The 20,645-nt window shown below is 32.0% G+C and carries 15 protein-coding genes; 9 read left to right on the plus strand and 6 right to left on the minus strand.

Going from position 1 to position 20,645, the window contains the following annotated elements; translation table 11 throughout:
• Positions 1-98: 98 nt before the first annotated feature.
• On the plus strand, positions 99-1,703 hold the full coding sequence (locus J0M15_07790; GenBank protein ID MBN8536941.1) for a SurA N-terminal domain-containing protein: 1,605 nt from the start codon (positions 99-101) through the stop codon (positions 1,701-1,703).
• A gap of 147 nt (positions 1,704-1,850) precedes the next feature.
• The gene (locus tag J0M15_07795) at positions 1,851-2,507 is read left to right on the plus strand and encodes a hypothetical protein (GenBank protein MBN8536942.1); all 657 of its coding nucleotides are present in this window, start codon (positions 1,851-1,853) and stop codon (positions 2,505-2,507) included.
• Here J0M15_07795 and J0M15_07800 read toward each other — a convergent pair.
• Together J0M15_07800 and J0M15_07805 are read right to left on the minus strand one after the other, a co-directional pair.
• A complete protein-coding gene (locus J0M15_07800) occupies positions 2,435-2,737 on the minus strand; it encodes a hypothetical protein (protein MBN8536943.1) in 303 nt (100 codons plus the stop codon). The genes J0M15_07795 and J0M15_07800 overlap by 73 nt on opposite strands.
• A 254-nt stretch (positions 2,738-2,991) precedes the next feature.
• On the minus strand, positions 2,992-3,288 hold the full coding sequence (locus J0M15_07805) for a hypothetical protein (protein MBN8536944.1): 297 nt from the start codon (positions 3,286-3,288) through the stop codon (positions 2,992-2,994).
• Positions 3,289-3,945: 657 nt separating this feature from the next.
• Between J0M15_07805 and J0M15_07810 the strand changes: the two genes are divergently transcribed.
• Together J0M15_07810 and J0M15_07815 are read left to right on the plus strand one after the other, a co-directional pair.
• The gene (locus tag J0M15_07810; protein ID MBN8536945.1) at positions 3,946-4,926 is read left to right on the plus strand and encodes a glycosyltransferase family 2 protein; all 981 of its coding nucleotides are present in this window, start codon (positions 3,946-3,948) and stop codon (positions 4,924-4,926) included.
• 46 nt (positions 4,927-4,972) lie between these two features.
• A complete protein-coding gene (locus tag J0M15_07815; protein ID MBN8536946.1) occupies positions 4,973-6,874 on the plus strand; it encodes a hypothetical protein in 1,902 nt (633 codons plus the stop codon).
• Positions 6,875-6,880: 6 nt separating this feature from the next.
• On the opposite strand, the gene asnB is transcribed toward J0M15_07815, so the two are convergent.
• The 3 genes from asnB to J0M15_07830 are packed head-to-tail and all read right to left on the minus strand — an operon-like array spanning position 6,881 to position 10,937.
• Positions 6,881-8,635 (minus strand): asparagine synthase (glutamine-hydrolyzing), encoded by a 1,755-nt coding sequence (gene asnB, locus J0M15_07820; protein ID MBN8536947.1) that lies wholly within the window; start codon positions 8,633-8,635, stop codon positions 6,881-6,883.
• Positions 8,636-8,638: 3 nt separating this feature from the next.
• A complete protein-coding gene (locus J0M15_07825) occupies positions 8,639-9,958 on the minus strand; it encodes a UDP-glucose/GDP-mannose dehydrogenase family protein (GenBank protein MBN8536948.1) in 1,320 nt (439 codons plus the stop codon).
• Positions 9,959-9,962: 4 nt separating this feature from the next.
• Entirely contained in the window at positions 9,963-10,937 is a 975-nt protein-coding gene (locus J0M15_07830) for a GDP-mannose 4,6-dehydratase (GenBank protein ID MBN8536949.1), read from the minus strand.
• A 97-nt stretch (positions 10,938-11,034) separates the two neighbouring features.
• On the opposite strand from J0M15_07830, the gene J0M15_07835 reads away from it, so the two are divergent.
• Genes J0M15_07835 through J0M15_07855 form a run of 5 tightly spaced genes read left to right on the plus strand, consistent with a single transcriptional unit; the run spans position 11,035 to position 19,599 of the window.
• Positions 11,035-13,212, plus strand: coding sequence for a glycosyltransferase (locus tag J0M15_07835; protein ID MBN8536950.1), 2,178 nt, complete (start codon positions 11,035-11,037; stop codon positions 13,210-13,212).
• 24 nt (positions 13,213-13,236) lie between these two features.
• Entirely contained in the window at positions 13,237-14,349 is a 1,113-nt protein-coding gene (locus J0M15_07840; protein ID MBN8536951.1) for a DegT/DnrJ/EryC1/StrS family aminotransferase, read from the plus strand.
• Entirely contained in the window at positions 14,327-17,260 is a 2,934-nt protein-coding gene (locus J0M15_07845; GenBank protein ID MBN8536952.1) for a hypothetical protein, read from the plus strand. The genes J0M15_07840 and J0M15_07845 overlap by 23 nt, the downstream gene beginning before the upstream one ends.
• Position 17,261: 1 nt before the next feature.
• Positions 17,262-18,209 carry a glycosyltransferase family 2 protein gene (locus J0M15_07850; protein ID MBN8536953.1) on the plus strand — a complete coding sequence of 316 codons (948 nt, stop codon included), beginning with the start codon at positions 17,262-17,264 and terminating at the stop codon, positions 18,207-18,209.
• Positions 18,190-19,599 carry a hypothetical protein gene (locus J0M15_07855; GenBank protein MBN8536954.1) on the plus strand — a complete coding sequence of 470 codons (1,410 nt, stop codon included), beginning with the start codon at positions 18,190-18,192 and terminating at the stop codon, positions 19,597-19,599. Before J0M15_07850 ends, J0M15_07855 begins: the two co-directional genes overlap by 20 nt.
• 6 nt (positions 19,600-19,605) lie before the next feature.
• On the opposite strand, the gene J0M15_07860 is transcribed toward J0M15_07855, so the two are convergent.
• Positions 19,606-20,598: a GDP-mannose 4,6-dehydratase gene (locus J0M15_07860; GenBank protein ID MBN8536955.1), complete on the minus strand. Its 993-nt coding sequence runs from the start codon at positions 20,596-20,598 to the stop codon at positions 19,606-19,608.
• Positions 20,599-20,645: the final 47 nt, after the last annotated feature.

Raw genomic sequence — 20,645 nt, forward strand, 5'->3', positions numbered from 1 at the left:
TTCCCTGCCTTTTAAAATATTAAAGTGAAGATGGCGTTCGGGGCAAGATATAATCTGCAATTTTGTCTTGAAAAGAATAAAAAAAAAGGGTCATATTAATGGAACTCAAAGATTTAACACCAAATGAGGAAGACATGACAAAAGATACCAGAAGACATCACGCGGCTCCTAAGACCCATCCAAAGGCCTTAAATTTTGTGGATCACATTAAGGAGATTCTTGCTTCTAAAGATCGAACAAAAAAAGTCATCGGAACCATTTTGTTTGCTGTTCCCATTATGATTGTTTTTGTCTTTTTTGGTCTCCCCAAAAATGATCTCAGCGGGGGAGCTAGTGCCGCCCAGGTAAATAAGATTTTTATTTCCCTCAAAGATTTTTCCCAGGAAGAATCCCGCATTCAAAAAATGCAAGAGTATTATGCGCAAATGTTTGGTCAGCCCTTTACTTTCGACCCAGAGCGCCACAAAATGATAAGAAGACAGGCTATTGAATCCTTAATTCAGAATGAACTCCTTTCCCAAGGGGCCGAGGAGGAGGGTGTACTGGTTTCAGATAAAGAGATCTTAGAAAAGATTAAAGAGATCCCAGAGTTTAAAAAAGAAGGTTTTTTTCAAGCTTCACACTACTTTCAGTTGCTGGAAGCTAATAATTTAACGCCGACACAATTCGAAAAATCCATAAAGAAACAAGTCCAAGCTCTTCGTACCAAAGAAATTTTTGAGACCAGTGTAAAACCGTCTTTGTATGAATTGAACTTGATCAAGGAACTAAAAAGCACTCAATGGAATGTCCAATTTGTAAAACTGGATAAAGAGGAATTAAGCAAAAAGATGGTGGTTGCGGCTAGTGAGATTCAAAAAAATTTAAGTCAGGAGGAGTTTGTTAAAAGGGCCACTTCCTATTTCGAAGCAAATAAAAACCAGTATGACACTCCAGAAAAAATATCTGCCCAGGTTATTGTAGTGAACTTTAAACCTGGAGACGCAGCTTCACTAAAAGTCGCTGACGATAAAATTAAATTAATATCCGAGAAGGTGAAAGCTGAGGATTTTGGCAAATTGGCCCAAACCTACTCAGAGGATCTTGGGAGTAAAAATAAAAAAGGGGATTTAGGATTTTTTGCGAAGGGAGAAAAAGATCCTGGCATGGAACAAGTTGCTTTCTCTCTGCCTGTGGGTGAAGTCTCTTCACCCATCAAAGGTTTTAGCAGTTATCAAATTATCAAAGTCAATGGGAAAGTGCCTTTAGTCAAAGCTGTTTTTGATAGTGTCAAAACCAAAATAGCTTCAGAATTAATTTCACGAGATATTTTTGACACTCAATTAAAGCAGATAGAGGAAGCCTTAAAGAAAAATGATTTAAATGTCCTTACCCAAGCGATGAATGTGTTAAATGCCCATTGGGATGAAACGGGATTTTTTAATTTAGATGCCACTCAGATCCCCAAGCTCTCAGAAAAAGAGCTCAAGTCTGCGGTCTTCCAATTATCTCCTGCCAAAAAACTTTCATCGAGTATCACTTATTTAAAAGGGGCAAAATATATTGTTTACCTAAAGGAAACAAAGGTGGAAACCTCGACTCTCGATTTAAAAAAGGAAGTCATGAACTTGGCACAACAAAAGGGATCTCAATTGCAAGAGGACTGGATTCAGTCTCTCAGAAAAGTGGGAAAGATTAATATCAATCCGATTATCTATCAATAAGAGCGCGCTTGAAAAGTCTTAACTCTTCGTTCTCGTCGGTCGGACTCCCTGCGACTTGGCTGTGCCAAGCCTCAGTCGCCTCCCTCCTGCGGCCTCGATCAAGACTCTTCAAGTGCGCTCTAAGACTTTGAAACAAAGGGAAAATAAATGACCCCTGCCGAGTCTCAAAAATTAGTTTTTTACCGTTCTTTTGTGGGCAGTTTTGATTTTCATCCAAGTTATCTTGGTTGGAGCACTGATCAATCAGGTATGAAGATCCAAATTCCAATCGAAATTCAATGTGGGTGTTATCATCCCGTTAACCCAGAATCAGGAATGAGTGTTCAACTTACGAAGGTAGATCAAGGTTTAAAAGATCTACAGATAGCATTTCAGCCAATGGTTTTTTTAAATCTGTCGGATATTTTTTTCAAAACTTTGGATTGGCTGCAATCTCACCTGGAACATTTTAGTGAATTGGTTATTTCTTCACAGGATAAACAAATTCAGCTCTCTTACCTGAGTGCTGAGTTTTTTCTACAAATCACTCAAGCTAGAATTTTGAAAAATCAAAATAATTCTCTATTTTGGAGTCCTGTTCGGTATGAATTTAAATTTCCTAACAGACAGGCCACGAAAGATTTTTATGATAACTCATTGGAAGCATTCAGGCGAAACCCCTTAGAATCAACTTCTGATTTCCACCAATTTAGTTTTAAAAGTCCCAAAACACAAAATTGGATTACCGGAATTTATTCGGCACAGACTTCCATCACTCTTCCGGCTATATCTACACCGATTACCTTGACTGTTTCCCAAGAATAAACCACTTTGTTTTTTTCGTGGTCATATGAAGCCTGCTTAACTTGTAATTCAACTTGATAAGATTTGCCTTCAGGCAGACATGGATTTCCATCAGTATTTTCGACTTGCTTAATGATGGTTCTTGTATCATTAGCTTTAAGTTTTGATGCCGCTTTTTGAACCGTCAAATTGCCAGCAAAGGCAGAACCACCCAATAATATTGTAGCGATGACTATAAATGCATTCTTCATCTTTCTTTCTCCTTTTGATGTTTTCGACTAAACCTAGGCTTAGGAATAAATGAAAAACTTATGGAATCTAAGAAAAATATGTTTGATGTGAAATCATTTCTCGATTGTCTTGAGATTTTCCAAAAGCAAGGCTAAAAGCAGAAAATAAAAACTAGATTCTTCTTTTTTTGGTCATGAAATCAAAAAGAAATAGTGAAGCCAAAAAGATTATTGCAATGGCTAGAGTTTCGATCCAGATAGGGAATGGAATTCTTTCAACCTTTAAAACAGCAGAGACAGAGGGCAATTGGATCAGGAGTATAATAGATAACAAGTAAACAGCTCCAAAAGGATAATAAGACCATGACTTTACCTCGAGCTAAATTTAAATCAGGATTAATGGGATCTCTCAGAATAAAAATCAAAGATAAGGCAATGGCAAAACCGACACCAAAAATGGCAAAGCGAAATAAATCTAACTTTTCAAAAAATACCCCATTTGATTTTCTTACTTGAGGTGAAGCAACTGATTGAAATGCGAGAATCGCTGTTGGATGAATAATTAATTCCACCAAAATTCACTGCCTCGGTGAGTTGGTATCAGGAACCATACCAGAGCTGTGAATAGCTGGCGTTGCACCTGCTAATGTCAATGATGAATTTATGTTTGAGCAGGTGTCTCAGGAGCTTTCAAATGGAAGACTCTTTGGCGACAAAGGCTGGTAACTTGGTCAATATCTGGATTATTCTCAATAACATCATTGAAAACTATTATATCAAATTTTTCATGCTCATTAAGTAACTATTGATTTCATATTGAGATAAAGTTTCTAATTCTCAACTGTTTTAAGCCACTTTCACGAGCTACTTCATCCAATAATAAATGAGCTTTATTTAAATTTATAACCGGATTAAGTGCCTTTTCATATTCACAACTTCGTCAAATATAATGACCCATTCAATCCTCTTCCTAATGCACGCCTTTTAATCATAACATAGTTAAACATCTATAGTATAGCTTTATGAAAGCTCAATCAAAATATTAGCAAAACAACACTATTTACAGTAGTTAGCGCGACGAAAAATTTCAAATCTTTAATTTGGTATATTAAACTCTTCCTGACTAATGACTTTACATAAATAACAAAAATAATCTAATATATCCGCATATTAATGCGTACTAATATAACTGAATATTGTTATCTATATTATTAGAAGTGAGGTCCTACTTGGAGATAATCAATTTAAAATTTGCAGTAGTTATTCCAAGCTACAAAGTACAGAATCATATCCTTAAAGTCATTCAGTTGATTGGAAATGAAATTAGTCGGATTTATATTGTTGATGACTGCTGTCCAAATGCAACAGGTGAATACGTAAAGAAAAACTGTAATGATCCTCGTGTTGTAATAGTTCGCCATCAAGAAAATCAAGGTGTTGGCGGTGCTGTAATGACAGGTTACAAAGTCGCAATTAATGAAGGAATGGACATAATTATTAAAATTGATGGCGACAATCAGATGGATCCAACTTTAATACCAAATTTTATCAATCCAATCCTTTGTGGTGAAGCTGATTATACAAAAGGAAATCGTTTTTTTAATTTAGAAACAATTACAAACATGCCATGGACTCGGTTATTTGGAAATGCTATTTTATCATTTATGACTAAAGTTTCTTCGGGATATTGGGATTTATTTGATCCAACAAATGGCTTTACTGCTATACATAGAGACGTAGCAAAACTTTTACCATTTGATAAAATAAGTCGACGGTATTTTTTTGAAACTGATATGTTGTTTAGATTGAACACGCTAAAGGCCGTTGTTGTTGATATCCCCATGGAAGCAAAATATGATGATGAGGTTAGCAACCTCAGAATTTCTAAAATTATTGGTGAATTTATTTTTAAACACACACGTAATTTTATCAAAAGAATTTTTTATAATTACTATTTGAGAGATCTATCAATTGCTTCAATTGAATTACCAGTTGGACTATTATTATTTTCCTTTGGAACTTGCTTTGGCTATTCTGAATGGAATAACTCTTATAACACCGGAAAAGTTGCTTCGAGTGGCACAGTGATGCTTGCCGCCATGCCAATAATTCTAGGTGTTCAATTAATACTTTCTTTTTTTAATTATGATACATCAAACGTACCTAAAAAAGCTTTACATACGAAATATTCAAAAAAAAATAGAGGATAAAATTTAATTTTGCAACCTAATACAAAAATCCCAAGGACTTAATTTTATGATAAAAAAACCATACACTATGGCAATATTACTTATAGCTATCTTTTTTACACTCGTAGGGATTGGCGTATCGGGATCCTCCATGGGTTTGGGGTTAAAAGATATGGATGATTTAATTGAATCTAATCCAATCAAACTACTTGGAAAAGAGAGGCCAATCAGATCAGATGAATGGCTAATATTAACACCTATGTCCATTGCTCAATCTATGCACGAACCAAGATACCCGATAGTTAATAAAAATATTGGGCCTGATGGACAAAATATGCTTATTGTTGGAATGACCGGTGTTCCAATCTCACATATTTCAACAATAGCAAAGCCTGCAACTTGGGGTTTTTTTATTTTTGATCTTCGCAGAGCTTTAGCTTGGAGTTGGTGGTTTCCAATTTTTGGAGCTTTGTTTGCCCTCTGGGGTGTGATGCAAATTCTAATACCTGGTAAATGGGGAATTGGCTTATCCACTTCAGCTATTTTTATATTATCTGGTTATGTAACGGCTTGGTCATACTGGCCTGCATATACAGTTCTATTTCCTGCTGCGACCTTCTTTTTGTTTTTCCAAATTTTTAATGAAAAATCATGGAAACTTCAAATAGCAATGGGGCTTGCGCTAGGAATTTCATTCGCTGGTTTTGTTTTTATTCTCTATCCTCCATGGCAAGTTTCATTAGGTTATTTATTTTTACTTATGACATTCGTTATTTTTTACAGGGATAAATTATGGGAAAAATTTACGACAACAAGAACAATCTCAATTTTAACAGGAATCATTACTACTCTATTCATTCTACTTACATGGTTTAATGATGCACAACATGCAATCCACGCGATTCAATCCACGGTATATCCAGGACAACGCTCTACAATTCTAGGTGGAAACATAGCAATTTGGGAACTTTTCAAAGGATTTATTAATCATCATACAATGTACTATGAAACACTTGCAGGCTCAAATCAGAGTGAAGCAGCATCTTTTCTATACTTATATCCAATTGCAATATTTTTAATGATTTCAAATTTAATAAAAAGAATTACACCTTCTTTACTTGAAGTTGTATTAGTATTGTTCTGTTTTTGGATTTTATTTTTTCAACTTATTGGAGTAAATCTATTCATTTCTGAAATTAGTCAATGGGGACGTGTAAGTGAAAACAGGGCTGATTTAGCACTTGGATTAGCTTCAACCATCCTTTGCGCCATAATTCTAAATTCAAAAAGAACGAGCTCTATTCTTTCTGAAAAGAAAGTAATCATTTTGAGCCTTAGTTGGACTTTTTTATTATTTTTAATTACACTTAAAATACCAAATGCCGTTACTGGTAATTTAAATTTTTCAACATGGTTATGGATGTTAAGTTTTGCTTTTTTAACGTCTTACTATTTTTTAAAAAAAATGGAAAAAGCATTTATTATAACTAGTTTATTAGCTGGGGTTTTAATTACCCTTAAATTCAATCCATTAATCATTACCCCTTCTAGAATTAATCTTTCTGCTGAGGTACTGCCTAAAATAAAAAATATGAGAATACTCGTCTTAAACTCACAAATTGAAGCCATGGAATTATTATCAGCTGGACTTCCTATCGCAAATGGAGTTTTTTACTATCCTCAAAAAACAATATGGAAAAATCTTGATCCAGAAGATAAATTCAAAAATATTACTAATAGATATCAGCATTTACTTTACATCCCTGACAATAATCTAATTAACGATAGCTATATTATAGAATCACCACAACCTGATGTTATAAATATTAGAATTAATATTAAAACATTTAATTTTAAGTTAACTGGTGCAGATATAGTTATAGCGCCAACAAAAGTAGATCTTTCGATTAATTCACAATTAAGTTTGATTAAAATCGGAAAAAAACTAAATATTTATCAAATTTTGTAATTTTTATTAACCAACTACCAAATACTGATTTATTTTCTCTTTTAGAATAAAGTAGTTCCATATCTTTAGAGTATGACTACGATCCTTCTTTTCATAAAAATTATTCTTTAGATCGTTAAAATATTTATAATTTACAATTTCATTTAACTCAGATTTATTAGTATCAAATGCGGTCTCTACCCTTTCTCTTAATCCAATTAATAATTGATCAACAGGAACAGTGAAGCCCATTTTAGGGCGAGTTAGTACTGACTCAGGAAGGTGTGGCTCGACAAGCTTTCTCAAAATGTACTTAGTCACCATATCCTTATTTACCTTTAGCTTCTCTGGCAAAGTAAATGAAAAATCTAACAAATCATTGTCTAAAAATGGGAATCTTCCTTCTAATGAATGATGCATTAATGTTTTATCTGCCTTCATCATCAAATTATCAGGCATCCAAGTAACCAAATCATAAACATTCATCGACATCACTGGCTCTGAATTATAATATTTGTAAAATCTAAAATAATCTTTAGGTAACGTTTTTGTATTCATGTAGTTGTTTAAATCAGTGTAATAAAAACTGTTCTCAATAAAAGCGTTATACTGATCAAGCTGACGAGTTCCCTCTTGATTAAATTTTTTTAAAATATTCACATACTGATTATAACCACCAAAAAGCTCATCCCCACCTTCGCCCGATAAAACAACAGTTACATGTTTTTTTAATTCTTTAGCTAGTATAAATAATGGGAAACATGCAGGATCCGCAATTGGCTCATCAATACTCTCTAAAATATCATCATAATTTTCAATCAATTCTCTTACTGAAGTTTCTATTTCAATATGTTGTAGATCAAACTTCTTAGCAACGGCCCGTGAAAATTCAAATTCGTTTACATCATGAAAACCAATATTAAATGTTTTTAGATTTTGACCAAACATGTTAATGTAATAACTTATTGTACTAGAATCTAATCCTCCACTTAATAAAACGCCCACGGGAACTTCACCCATTAATTGAGATTTAACAGATTTTTCCAAAAGGAAAGAAAGTTTTTCTAAAGATTCGGCTTCAGAAATAGCGTTATTAATATTTACTTGCTGTGAGATGTTCCAAAATGGCCATTGTGTCGGTTTAGAATTTTTAAAATGTAAATACGTACCTGGATCTAATTTTCTTACATTTTTATAAATAGTATATGGCGAAGGGTTATATCTAAAATATAACATATCTTGAATACCTAATGGATTCAGATCTTTTTTAACATTTTCAAATCGACAAATAGTTTTAAGTTCAGAAGAAAAAATTAATTTTGAATTATCCTCGTAAATATAAAGTGGCTTAATGCCCATCCTATCTCTCGCAACAAAAAAATCGCCTGTTTTATTATTCCATATGCAAAAAGTAAACATTCCATTTAAATCTTTAATTCCACTCGTCCCATTTTCAATAAAATGATATAAAACTACTTCAGTGTCTGAATGAGTTTTAAAAGTGTAACCCTTTTTCTCAAGTTTAAAACGTAACTCTTCATGGTTATAAACTTCACCATTGTAGACAATTCCCCAGTCATTGGTTTTATCAAAAATCGGCTGATGCCCCTGTGACTTGTCGACAATAGCAAGTCTAACATTGCCAAACACAATATTATCTTTAAATTTGTGATATCCATTCCCATCTGGGCCCCGGTGGTGAATAGATTTTCTTAATTTTTCAATAACTTCTTGGGAAACAGATTCATTGTTCTTGTTTATAAATCCAAATATTCCACACATATACTATTTTTTTCCAATTCCAAAATACTGAAAACCATGTTTAGTAACTACTTTTGAATCATATAAATTTCGACCATCAAAAATAACTTTAACCTTCATATTTTTTGATAAAACTTCAAAATCTAGGGCTTTAAACTCTGTCCATTCAGTTAGGACAACTAATGCATCAGCACCTTTTAATGGATCTATTTGATTGTCAAAATATGTAAGATTATTAGCATTTAATATTTTTTTCGATTCCTGCATAGCTACAGGATCGTATAAATTAAACTTACAACCTAGATTCGATAGTTGATTTATTATATCTATGCTTGGAGCTTCTCGCATATCATCAGTGTTGGGTTTAAATGCTAGCCCCCAAACAGCGATTCTCTTTCCGGCAAGATCATCTTTAAAGTATGTTTTTATTTTATTTACAAAATATTTTTTCTGTTTTTTGTTAGCACTTTCAGCGGCTTCAATAACTTCTAAATTTAAATCATTATCCTGTGCCGTTTTTATTAAGGCTTTTACGTCTTTGGGAAAACAAGAACCACCATAGCCAACGCCTGAATATAAAAAATTAAACCCAATTCTTGGATCTGAACCAATTCCTTTTCTGACAAAATCAATATTGGCATCAACTTTTTCAGCTAGTCGTGATAACTCGTTCATAAAAGAAATACGCACAGCTAACATACAATTAGCTGCGTACTTAGTCAGCTCTGCAGACTTCACATCCATATAAATAAGTTTATCATGGTTTTTTTGAAATGGTGCATATAGCTCTTCAATTATTGGTTTAACTTCATTATTATCAATTCCAACAATAATTCTTGCAGGCTTCATGAAATCATCAATGGCTGCACCTTCTTTAAGGAACTCGGGATTGGAAATCACATCAAAATTAATTTTTTCGTTTCGAATCTTAAGTTGAGCGTTTACAGCAGACTTGACTTTATCAGCTGTACCAACAGGAACTGTTGATTTGTTGATAATATATTTTTCATTTTTCATATATTTGCCAATATTCTCGGCGGCTTTTACGACATAGTTTAAATCGGCTGATCCATCCTCACCAGAAGGTGTGCCAACTGCGATGAACTGAACTTGACCGAAATTTACGCTTTCCTCAATTGAATCAGTAAATGATAAGCGTTCTTTTTTTATATTTTTTGTAATTAACTCTTCAAGACCTGGTTCATATATTGGCACCTTGCCCTGCTTTAATAATTCAATTTTCTTTTTATCTAAATCAAGACACTTAACATGATGTCCAATTTCTGCTAAGCAGGTTCCTGTTACAAGCCCTACATAACCAGATCCAATGACTGTAATATTCATACAACTACCTTTTTATATTTTTTAGCTTGGCAATAAACTCGCTATTGTTTTCATGCCAGTCAATTGTTTTTTCAATACCAGATTCAAAGCTTTCTTTGGGATACCAATTCATAAGTGTTTTTGCTTTAGTTATATCTGCCCACGTCACTTTCATGTCCGAGTCAATAAATGGCTTGAACTTTACCATCATTTTCTTCCCAGTTTTTAGTTCAATAGTAGAAATAAGATCCAATATTGTTTTTGGATTTTTTCCTCCTCCCAAATTAATAATATTATATCCACTTAGTTTAACAGATCTGCACACACCCTCAGCAATATCTTCAATGAAAGTAAAATCTCTTGCTTGGCTACCATCGCCATAAACCTCTACCTCTTCACCGTTCAAAGCACCGTCTATAAATCTATATATACTCATGTCTGGGCGTCCAGCTGGGCCAAAAACTGTAAAAAACCTTAAAATTGAAACATCAATTTGATACAGATGTTGATAGGAATACGATAACACTTCTGCTGATTTTTTTGAGGCCGCATAGGGCGACCAAGGATTGTTTACAGCCAGAGTTTCAACGTAAGGTAGTGGTTCCCCTGCATATAAAGAGGATGTTGAAGCCAATGCATACTTTTTTACACCAAACTCTTTACAAAGCTCTAGAATATTTAAAGTTCCCGTAACATTAGTATCAATATACAATTCTGGTCTTTGTTGACTATACCTTACCCCGGCCATTGCAGCTAAATGAAGAACTGAATCAAATTTACTATCGCGAAACAACTTTCGAAGAAATTCCTTATTCAAAATGGACTCTTTATGAAACGCAAGCCCCAGAGCAATATTTAAATTAGCCCTGTATTTCTTTAACTCAGGGTCATAATAGTCATTATGGTCATCAATGCCATGCACATTATTTCCGCAATTTAATAAATTTTTAACAACACTTGATGCTATAAAGCCAGAAGATCCCGTCACTAAAATATTCATAAAAACCTCTAAACTAATTTGAAAAAGAAATTGTAATATGAAATATATGTTGATAACAAGTTCAAATGCTGGACATAACAAGAAAAAAATGGGAAATATGAACGCAATAGTGAAGTCATTAAAGCTAATCATTGGTGAAGGAATTATCTATAAAGCAATTAGGGTGCTCTACAGACAAGGACCGCTAACTTTTTTAAAAAACTCAAAAAACTACGTTTATTACAAATTAAGCACCAAATTTCATTCTGGACCTAGATTTTTTCCCTTTTCCACGGTTGAAGTACAGCCACGGCTTTTTAACTTACCCAAACAACTGCCAAAAATTTCAATAATTGCAATACTCTACAACAAGGAAAAAGAAGTTCCTTTCTTTATTGAAAGTATTTTTTCACAAACCTATCTAGGCCCTATTGAATTGATACTTATTGACGATAAAAGCCCCAAAAAAGATGTAGCGGTATCCAAACAAGTTTTCTCTAAGCTAAAGTCAACCTCTAAAAAAGATATCATTCTTACTATCATTCAGAATGAACAAAACAAAGGTAATTGCGTTTCTAGAAATAATGGAATAAAAAATTCGTCCGGTGATCTTCTTATAATTGTAGATGCAGATTCTTACCCGAATCCAGAGTTTATCGAAGCACATGTTGAGAGCCACTACACTTATAATTATGATATTGGAATTGGTCCAATGAATATAGAAACTCACGGCAAAAATCCAGCCAAATTAGCAAAAGATCTTTCTGAAAATCATATAAAACTATTTTCTGGAATGGATTTACAAGACTCCATGAACGTTAATAACTTCTTGAATTGCATCACCAGAAATTTCTCGATAAAAAAATCTAGCATTTCAGAAGACCTTTTTGATCCTCAGTTTTCATACTCAAAGGACCCAGAATCTGGCTTTGGGTGGGAAGATGTAGAAATGGGTTTTCGTCTTTACAAAAGAGGGCTCAAAATCCAGTTTTTAAATAAGTCATTTAGCTTGCACATTTCTCACCCGTCATCAGTTCCCGAAAATCAAAAAGTTATCAAATCAATGATTAACTTGAATAAACTTTTTACCAAACATCCAGATTTTTTAAATGTAGCTAGGGTATGGTCAAATGAGCTGGTTGGGAAAATTGATCAATGGTATAAAAATCATCATGAAATTGCTGACAACAAACACTATCAAAAATTCATCGAACTTACAGATCCTATAAAAAGATGTAAGATTAAACCCACAAAAAGAATGTATAATATTTTAACTTATAGATGGCACGTTCCCCACCAATATGAATTATATAAAACAAATCATCGATTTACGCTTATAAAAGAGATCTGCCCTGGTTTTACCAATGTTTGGTCTTATGAACAAAGACCCTTTCCCGCGAATGCTAGATTTTTAGAATTAGATAAAATTAACCTAAAAGATTATGATTTTGCTCTTTTACACTTTGATGAAAATGCTCTCGATTGGCAAAATTGCAATGGCGTATTAGATCAACATTGGGGCTCAAACTTTAGATATTTCATGGAAAATATTTCTCTTCCAAAAGTAGCTATATGCCATGGAACACCCCAATTTTATGGTCAATATAACAATGACAACATTGATCCTAAACTTAAATATCAAGTCATAGAAGAGTCTAGAAAAAAACTTGTTGAATATACGAAAAATATTAAAGTAATTTGCAACTCGAATCAGGCACATTCTGAATGGGGCTTCAAAAATTCAAAGGTAATTTGGCAAGGATTTGATCCTTGCGAATATCCAGAGTCAACATATGAAAAAGGAATTCTTTCACTTGGAAAAGCAATAAAAGAACGGCCCCACTATAGAGGTTACGAAATATTTAATCAGGTATTCAAAAACCTTCCGGAGAAGGATCATCCTGCTGAATTTAAAGTTAACGAACCATTCCAAAGAGTTTTCGATAACAACTATGCTTTGGCCAAATATTATGAATATATTTCTGAAGTAAAAAAACATTCAATTTATTTTAATCCCACCATCCGCTCGCCAATGCCAAGATCAAGGGGTGAAGCTATGATGTGTGGACTAAGTACTGTAAGCTTAAATAATCATGATGTTAACTTATTCATTAAAAATGGAATAAATGGATTCTATTCAGATAATACAGATGAGCTTGCCGAGTACTTGAAGTTTTTATTAGACAACCCTTCAATTTGTAAACAAATTGGAAAAGAGGCTCGTAAAACATCGATAGATCTTTTCAATATTGATCGCTATATAAACGAATGGCAAAAGAACTTTAGCGAATTATAATTTAATTTAAACACAAGGTTAAGTATGAATCAATTTATACCATTTTTAGATCTAAAGAAGAGTGTTCAAGGGCAAAGACAAAAACTCAATGAAGCTTGGGATCGAGTCCTTGATAGTGGCCATTTCGTTCTTGGAAAAGAACTAACCACTTTTGAAGAAAAATTTGCAAAAGCAATTTCCTCTGAATGGTCTTTAGGATGTGCAAATGGCACAGATACGCTAGAAATTGGATTAAAAGCACTTAACATTGGTCCTGGAGACGAAGTGATTACAACTCCATTAACTGCTATGCCAACATTAATGGGTATTTCAGCAACAGGAGCCACAATTAGGCTGGCTGATGTTAATGCACATGACGGTTTGATTTCTACCAAAGAGATCCTTAAGACAATTTCCTCAAAAACTAAAGCAATAGTCCCTGTACATCTTTATGGCCAAATTTGCGATATGGAAGAAATCACTTCGATTGCAAAAAAAAATAATATAAAAATCCTTGAAGATTGTGCTCAATCATTTGGCGCCAAAAGAAATGGAAAAAGTTCAGGATCTTGGGGGGATTTAGCCTCATGGTCTTTTTATCCAACTAAAAATTTAGGTGCACTAGGCGATGGTGGGGCCTTATCTGGAAATACAGCCGAACTTAAAAATCTCGTGTCCTATTTGAGAAATTATGGTCAGTCAAAAACATATCATCATGATTTTATTGGAAGAAATAGTCGGTTAGATGAACTCCAGGCGGCAATTTTATCTGAACGATTAGATTTTTCCCAATCAGAATTAAAAGCGCGATTAAATATTGCAAATTTCTACTTAACTGAACTTAAGAATAAAATAAAAATTATTTCCAGCAATCTAATAACAGATTCAACATATTCATGTTATCATCTTTTTGTTATATCGTGCCCTTACAATAGAGATCTATTTCAACAAAATTTAAAGGAGCAAGGAGTTGGCTCACTTGTCCACTACCCAATTCCGGCACATAAACAGAAAGCATTTTCATTTTTGAAATACTCGCTAGACGATTTTCCAAATGCAAATTCGTTAAGCCAGACTGTTTTATCGCTACCTTTAAATCCATATATGAGCGAGCTTGAAATGAAAAGAGTTTCTGATGCTGTTAAAAAAATTGTCTAGCAAGATATACTATTTATTTTGGTTGTTTTTAACATTTACAATGTTTATCATTCCAATAAAATTTTTTGATTTTTATAGTGATGATTTTGGATACTTTTTAAACTTTAACAACCAACTAAGAAATGAAACTTCTTTTGCAAACGCACTTATTAGCTATCTAACTGGAGGAGTTCCGAGACTTCAATTAGGGTGGCACTTAACCCATCAGATCCTGTATGCGTTTATTGGAACCAATGTAATTTGGTACTTTGTCATACAGAGCATAGTTATTTTTGCAAATTGTGTATTACTCTTTAAGCTCTTACAAAATTATATTGAAAACAAATTAGCATTTATCATTACAACTTTCTTCCTTATAAATTGCTATTATATTGAGTCATATTATTGGGTTTCGGCTAATTACTGTTTTTATCAAGTATTTTTCTTATTAGCGTCTTTTCTTTTGTTTAACAAAAGCCTAGAAATCCCAAAAGGTTTTTTTAAATATTTATATATTTTTTCATCTTCATTTGCATTACTCTTAAGTGTACTTTATCAAGAACAATCTCTTCCATTCCTTATTGGCGCCAGTATAATCTTATTTTTTCTAAATAAGAATCAAGTAAAACAAAGAACCTTATTACTGCAAAATCTAGTATACCTATTCTTAACATTACTTTTATTATTATTAACTTTTTTACCTCAAGTTTTATTAATTTCACAATCTTCATCTACCTCGCTTGTAGATACCTTCAGAATGTATTATCCAAGCCCGATTGATTCATCATTTGAGAACCTAAAATACATATTTAGAAAAGCATTTTTAGGGTTTATACCCGAGTATAAAGTGTTATCAATGTTGCTAAATAACTTGCATAACATTGATAAAGAATTGAAGAAAGTGCTGATGTTGCAAATTACTTTCTTTTTGGCCTTTGGTTTATTCTTTTATAAACTTCTAACTAAAGCAAACTCTGAAGAAAAACCAAATCAATTTAAAATGAATCACTGGATTGCTATTTTGGGATGGTTTTTTGGTACTATTATAGTAGTCTTACCAATTAAATACTTTGTTAGCAGATATGTTTATTTCATTCTGCCACCAGCTATTATTATTTTTTTTCTTCTTACAAAAAGATTTATACATTTAAAGTTATATAATCTTGTAATTTTATTATTCTTTCTTATTTCCTTTTCTCATAATTTAAGTTTTCTATATGGCGCATATTTTCCACTAATTCAAATTGAAAGAAAAGTAGCTCCATTAATTCTTAAAAGTCTAAGAGATGATAATATAATTAAAGCTATTGTTTTTGAACAGTTTCCTTCCAACATTGAAGGAATTACAAGTGGAGTATTTTTAAATTACCATGCTACTGAATGGTGGCTCCGATGGAGGTCTCTTCCACAGGACATAGGCGCTAAAGTAGTTGGAATTAATGCATCACCCTGCGTAACTGAAAAAAATGAGCCAGGTTTTATGCTAGCATATGGAGAGTATCCTAAAGAACGATTACAAAAATGTTTTTCAATGGAGGAAACACTTTTCGTACGTCTAGAGTCATCAATTTATGATTCTAAACCTATAATAAACATAATAAAGAAAAAGCCAATATATTTGAAAATTAGCAATTTGGAAAATATTAATAAAGGATTAAGATCTTTTTACTATTTTGACTCAAATATTGATTTTTCATCATGTGAAGTGAGAGTTAAAGCTAATATTAATACTAATGGAATTGCAAACATTAGACTGTACTCTAAAGGCCAAGAACGTTTCATGGAAAGATTAGTTGTAAATTCTAGTGGAAGTGGAAATACAACTAATATTGAACTAGCCGGAAGTGAAGTTGCAACACAAAAAGGTCCATATCAATTAGGCTTTTCAGTTTCTAAACCAATATTTTCAGATCCAGATGAAAAACTTTTTTTAAAAATTAATTCACTTGAATTTTCAGCGTGCAAAAATGATCAATTTATCGAGAAGTTCTATGAGAATCATAACCCAGATCCCAATAATCCGTATATGAGATGGATAAATCTAAAGAATAATTTTTCTATTCAAATACCATATAAAGAAAGCATGATCTGGGAAAAGTATTTTGGAATAGGAATCAATAATGCTTCAAATACAGGTGATTTTTATTGCTTTCCAGATGATGAATTAATATTCACAAACTTAAACACAAAAACAACATCTGAATCGTATTTAGGCATGCTTAAATGGAATAGAACCGAAAAAATAGATTCCGACCAAATATTAATTAATTTTGATAGAAATCCAAATTTACTAACTTTTGAGCATAGCACAAAGGATAAAATGCTTATTGAGGAATTTAAAACTTATAAAAAAAGTATACCTCCATTAGATATAAAAATCTCACACCTATTTCAACTAAAAAAACCTTATAGTAAAACATCTATTACTTTAAAATCTAGAAGTAAAGAACCTGGTTTCTTTAAATGGACTTTCCAAGATTCATCTGTCTTTGATTTTAATGTTGGAACTGATAGAGGAGTAGAAACCATTTCAAATGACTTGCAAATTAAAAATCAACAATTTTTATCTAAGAATAAAAACATTTTCCCGATCACATATAGAATTATGGCACCAATTCACAGAAACATGGCAGTTTTTGAATGGTCTTGTTCAAAATATTTAGATTATTATTTTACTTCAGATAGTCCTAGTTCTCAAAATGAAGTGGAATTTTCTGATGTATTGAAGCTACAAAATGTTTATAGTAAAAACGAGAACTTACCTCACCGTAACCATGGGTTGGTTTTTAAAGGCTTCATTAAACCAAATGAAGAAATTAAATTAACATATTTTAAATCTATTATCACTGACTGGGAAAATATAGATGAGTTAAAAAGTAAAACTGACAATTTAGTAAATATTTTAAAAACAAAGGAATGCTCCCATGAATAACATTTACCTATCAATTATAATACCTATTTACTATGGATCTAAAACAATCTCAAGATTAGTTGATTCAATTAATAGTCACATTGAAAAAGAGCTAGATGGAAAACTGTATGAAATTATTCTAGTTAATGATGGTAGTAAAGATGATACTGACTTGGTATGTAGTAATTTAGCAGTGACTTTTCCTAAAACTATTAAATATTTTGATTTAGCAAAAAACTTTAGTGAACATAATGCTGTAATTGCTGGACTTAATAATTGCCAAGGAATGTATGCAGCTATTATTGACGATGATTTTCAAAATCCACCAAGTGAAATTATTAAGCTTTTGAAAAAAATTCAAGACTCTAATGCCGATGTTGTATTTGCCAAATACTCTCAAAAAAAACATCATTGGTTCAGAAATCTAGGTAGTAAATTCAATGATTATGTTGGAAATATAATGTTAAACAAACCTAAAGAGTTATACTTATGTAGTTTTAAAATTATAAGGCAGAATTTAATTAAAGAAATAATTAAATACAAAGGACCATTTCCATACATTGATGGTTTAATTTTAAGATCTACTCATCATATAGAAACACAGCTAGTAATACACGATTACAGAGAGACTGGAAAAAGTAATTATACACTAACCAAGCTTATTTCCCTTTGGTCTAATATGTTTATAAATTTTAGCATTAAACCACTTCGCTGGTCTTTAGTAACAGGATTCATCTTTTCACTTTCTGGATTTTTATTAGCCATTAAATTTATCATTGAGAAAATTATTTACCCTGATATTCCGATCGGATGGGCCTCTGCAATAGTTTCTACTCTTATTTTCTCTGGCGTTCAGCTTATTGTTTTAGGTGTTGTTGGTGAGTACATAGGTCGCTCATATTTAGGACACACTAATACTCCTCAATATGTATTAAGAAAAGTAATTGCTAATGGAAAAATCATTGAATAAAAAACAACTAATTTTTTTAATTTTTACAGTTATTTTAATAATTACTTCATACTATTTAACCAGAAATATGTTAACTCCATTTGTTCAAGTGATAGATTACCAAGCTTTTAGCGGCGAAAGCTGTGCGACAGTAAAAAACAGCAAGGAATTAATTTTAAACAAAAACTGCAAAAGCATTGTTATAAAAAATAATATATTTAAGAGTAGTAAGTCGAAATTATTCATCATATCAAAAGTTAAAAGTAGTCAGCCCAGAACTGGAGTACATGTTGAGTATAACAATAAATGGAATTACTCATATCATACTGGGGATAATACGGATCAGTTTTTATATATGGAAATTGATAATCCAGTGAATAGTTTTAATCTTCATCTGTCGTTTAATGAAAATATTTTAAGCTCAGACGACGAAGTTACTTTTGGCGAGATTATTATTTCAGATTCTATTGATTATATTTTAAATAAGTTTCCCCAATTTAAAACTACTTGGGTGAGAACAAACAATCCTAATCATGATTTTTGGTTTAATAGATTTACGAGCCTTACTACAAACTTAACAATTACTATTCCCAACGAAAATAATATGATTTGGGAAAATTATTTTGGAATTGGTATTAATGACAGAAATAATACCGGCGATTACTACTGCTTTCCAGATGACAAATTACTAATTCTTTATAAAAACAAAGAATACTGGGTCTATTTAGGCTTCCTAAAATGGACTCGTAAAATTAATTCTTCTAATAATTTTTTACAAGTAGAGTTTAACTATGAAGGTCCTTTAAAAATATCTGAAAGAGTGAATCAAGAGCACGCACAAAAGACAAAAGAGGAAAACTTTTCCAAAGAAATTGAACTAAGTCATAAACTATTCACTTATAACCTTAAGAAAATTTATTTTTTTGACCTAAACTCTAAAAGCCATTCAGTTAAAATAGATGCCACTATCCACAAAAATTTAAAACCTGTTGATTTTATGTGGATAGTTGAAGACGCGGCATATATGGATTTTAAAGTAGGAAACTTTAGCAATGTACACAGTCTTTTTAATAAAAGTAAAGATCACGTTTATTTTAAAAGTTCTAATAATAAATTTACCGCAGATAAATTAATTCAATATAGAATAAGATCACCAGATCAAGAAGATCTAGCATCCTTTTACTCTAGTGAAGAAGTAAATATAAATTATATTACAGACAGCTATTTACAAAAGTTTTTAGAATCAAGAAACATTTCATCAAAAGTTCTTTTTTCAAATGAAAAGTTCTTATTACAAGATTACAAAAAGCTCGATAAGAGCTTAATATTTGGAATTGGATTTAAGAGTAATAATGGTACTATTAGTTCCACCTATAAAATGAACATATTAAATAGCATCCAAACTGAATAATTATAACTATAAGTAATTTTCCAATTTACCTTTATAAAAGTTAAACATTTTTTCAAGTCCATCTGGTAAATCTACCTTTGGTTTCCAGTTTATTTCAGATTTAATTTTATTATAGTCAGCAATATAATTCCCAATATCAATTTTCTTTCGTTCTTCCGGGAATGGAATAAATCGAATGGTTAAATTTGGATTAAGGTTCTTCAAAATGTTTGCAGTTTCTAATAGCGTATATGGCCTGATTCCGCCCAAATTATATACATTACCCCAAGCTTTTTCATTAATAGAGGTTAATAAAAGTCCATCAACAACATCATCAACATATGTAAAATCTCTAATTTGACTACCATCTCCATATAAGACAATTTCTTCACCTAATAAAGCTCTATTCATAAACCAACCAATAAAGCCTTGTCTATTATGACGGATAAGTTGTCTTGGCCCATACGTGTTAGTTAACCTGAGACTTACAGTCTTAATTCCATAAACTTTACTGTACAATGTATGGTAAAGCTCACCACCAAGTTTATTAATACCATTTACATCAGTAGGTGCAATAGGGTGATTTTCATCAGTCGGAGTTTTTATTGTTTTACCATATATTTGCCGAGTACTTGCATGGACAACAATTGAATTCTTTGCATACTTTCTTACGGCTTCAAGAAAATAAACCTGCGCCTTTTGGTTAATTTCTAAATCTTGAATAGGGTCATTCATAGAATCAATATGTGAAATTTGACCTGCTAAGTTAAAAATATAATCTGAATTTTTAACTATATATGGTAGCGAATGAGGGTCTCTCATATCTGTATAGCTAATTTTAACTTTATCCTTAATTTTTTCGACATTTCTTTCGTTTCCACCGTAATCGGGTAACATACTATCCAGTAATGTAACATTTGCACCAAACTGGCAAAGTCTTTCAGCTAAATTACTTCCTATAAATCCAAGTCCTCCAGTGATAACAATATTTTTATTTTCAAAGCTATTATTTAAATTCATAATCCCTCGCTAAATAAGTCTAAAAAGACAGATTAAAAATGTCAATT

Source organism: Deltaproteobacteria bacterium (genome assembly GCA_017302835.1).
In the GTDB taxonomy this organism is placed as follows: domain Bacteria; phylum Bdellovibrionota; class Bdellovibrionia; order Bdellovibrionales; family Bdellovibrionaceae; genus UBA2316.